The organism is Acinetobacter sichuanensis (assembly GCF_003024515.2).
GTDB lineage: Bacteria > Pseudomonadota > Gammaproteobacteria > Pseudomonadales > Moraxellaceae > Acinetobacter > Acinetobacter sichuanensis.
The window spans coordinates 1-2,651 of the sequence record NZ_PYIX02000113.1 but is presented as its reverse complement, the minus strand read 5'-3'; the positions used below and the strand labels follow the sequence as shown (position 1 = coordinate 2,651).

Here is a 2,651-nt window from a genome sequence, read left to right as displayed (position 1 = left end):
GAGCATGTGCTGTTTGTGATAAATTGAGATTATGTTGAGTGAGTTCTCTAATAATCCTAAGTTGTTGAAAGTTCATAATTTGGATATAGAATATAAAAATAAGAGCAAATATATAAATAAATGCTCTTTTAGATGATCAATGATTAACGCATTGTGACGAATTCTTCAGCAGAAGTCGGATGAATTGCTAAAGTGTTATCGAAGTCTTTTTTAGTTGCTCCCATTTTTAAAGCAACAGCAAAGCCTTGCAGAATTTCATCCATACCGTATCCAATACCATGAATTCCGACCACTTTCTCATCAGTTCCTACACAAATTAATTTCATTTTTGTGAGTTGTCGATGTTCTGTTATCGCTGTATACATGGATGTAAAGGAAGAACTATAAATTTTGATGGCATCTTTACCAAATTTTTCTATGGCTTGATCTTCGGTTAATCCAACTGTTCCAATAGGTGGGTGACTAAACACCACAGTCGGAATATTTTCATAATCTAAATGTTCATTTGGCTTATTGTTAAATAAACGTTCAGACAGTCTTCGACCCGCTGCCACAGCAACAGGTGTTAACTCGACTTTACCTGTAATATCACCCACTGCATAAATGCCAGACTGTGTTGTATTTTGATATGCATCAACATGAATAAAGCGATTCTCGTTCAATTGAACTTGAGTCTTATTAAGATTGATCGCTTCAGTTGCAGGTTTTCTACCAATTGCCCAAATCAAGCAATCTACACTATGTTCTGTACCATCTTCTAGGTGTAATACAAGTGAGTTATCTTGAACTTTAGTCACTTTGTTAATCTGACTATGAGTATGCACGTTAATATTTTCACTGCGCATATTCTCTAATAGTGTTTTACCAAGGAAATGATCTAATCCACGCAAAGGCTGATGTTTACGAATAAATAATTGTACATTCGAACCCAATGCATTAAGAACACCTGCCAATTCCACAGCAATATAGCCAGAACCAACAATAGCAGTCCGCTTCGGTAAGTGTTCTAATCCGAAGAAACCATTGGAATCAATACCATATTCAGCACCTTCAATTTCAGGTTTGAATGCTTGAGTCCCCGTAGCAATTAAAATATGGTCAGCTGTGTACGTTTCACCATTTACTTCAATTGTTTGAGCATCTAAAAATTTTGCAAAACCTCGAATGACATCAACATTATTTTTAGCTAGTCCTGTGTCATACGATGTATGTATTCGGCTGATATAGGCTTGTCTGTTTTCAACTAATTTCTTCCAGTTAAAGGATTTCAATTCTGTATTAAAGCCATAGTCAGGACCATATTTATGAATCGCATCGGCAATTTGAGCTGAATACCACATCACTTTTTTAGGAACACATCCTACGTTGACACAGGTTCCACCAATATCACCCATTTCTATCAGTGCACATTTCTTACCATACATGGCAGCACGATTGACTGATGCAATACCGCCACTGCCTCCGCCAATCGCAATATAATCATAGTGTTTAGACATAAATGAAATTCCTGTTTTTTAGATTTAAAAAGTTAATGATATACGCTGAATTATCAGGAGACTTTCCCTTGGGAGATTCTAGGCAGCCAACTTATAAAAGTCTTCGGCCATTTGATTTGGTGTCTTAAAACCCAAACCCTTTTGAATTCTTCGATGATTATAAAATAATTCAATGTATTTTATAATATCTGCTTTGGCTTCTTCTCTGGTTTGATAGTTGTAATGATGCACTAACTCATTTTTCAGTATTCCCCAAAAGCTTTCAATCGGTGCATTATCGTAACAGTCTCCGCGCTTGCTCATTGAACCTTGAAAACCATATTGCTCAAGTATATTTCGATATTCATGGCTGCAATATTGACTTCCTCTGTCTGAATGCACAATCAGTTCTTTGGTTGGTTTTTGATTGTGAATAGCCATATTTAGCGCATTACAAACAAGCTGTGCTGTCATGCGCTCATTTAAGCTATAGCCAACCACTTGTTTCGTGTAAAGGTCTTTTACCGCTGCTAAGTACAGCCATCCTTCAACAGTCCATATGTACGTAATATCACTTGACCATGCTTGATTTGGTCTAGTCATTGAGAATTGTTGCTCCAGCAGGTTTTCATAGATCGCTCGATTATGGTCACTATTCGTAGTCCTTTTAAAACGCTTGTGTCGCTTACAATACAGGTGGTTCAGCGCTTTTATCTGACGTACAGCGTACATACTCATTTTTATGCCCTGAGCTTGTAAGTATTTGGTTAATCGAATATAACCATAGCTCTGCCTTGTCTCCTCATGGGCTATTTTCACCAATATCGTCTGTTGATTTCGTTGAATCGTTCTTTTGCTCACGCCTCTCTTGAGCCAATCATAAAAACATGAAACTGAAACATGAAGTAATCGAGCCATTAAGGTAATTGGAAAAGAATATCTTTTTTGTTTCATATAGGCGTACCTTACTGACTTTCTTTGGCAAAGTACGCTGCTGCCTTTTTTAAAAATTCACGTTCCATTTCAGCTATTTTGAGCTGTTGTTTGAGTTTTTTATTTTCTTCGAGTAGAGCGTTTAGATCAGGTGAATACTGTTTTGTACCTGCTAAAGTTCCAGCCTTTGCTTTGGTATTCCAATTTGAAAGAGTTTGCATTGAAATGCTAAGTTGTCTAGCT

General features: G+C 36.8%; 2 protein-coding genes. Both read right to left on the bottom strand.

Annotated features, from left to right (window positions below):
* Positions 1-143: 143 nt before the first annotated feature.
* Positions 144-1,496 (bottom strand): glutathione-disulfide reductase, encoded by a 1,353-nt coding sequence (gene gorA / locus C9E89_RS22105; protein WP_002122354.1) that lies wholly within the window; start codon positions 1,494-1,496, stop codon positions 144-146.
* Positions 1,497-1,574: 78 nt separating this feature from the next.
* Positions 1,575-2,651 (bottom strand): IS3-like element ISAba22 family transposase gene (locus tag C9E89_RS22095; protein WP_107010239.1). Its coding sequence is split into 2 segments (ribosomal slippage), with 1,078 coding nucleotides annotated over them: positions 1,575-2,482 and positions 2,482-2,651; the frame shifts between segments, so codons are not numbered across the junction. This gene is flagged as partial in the annotation.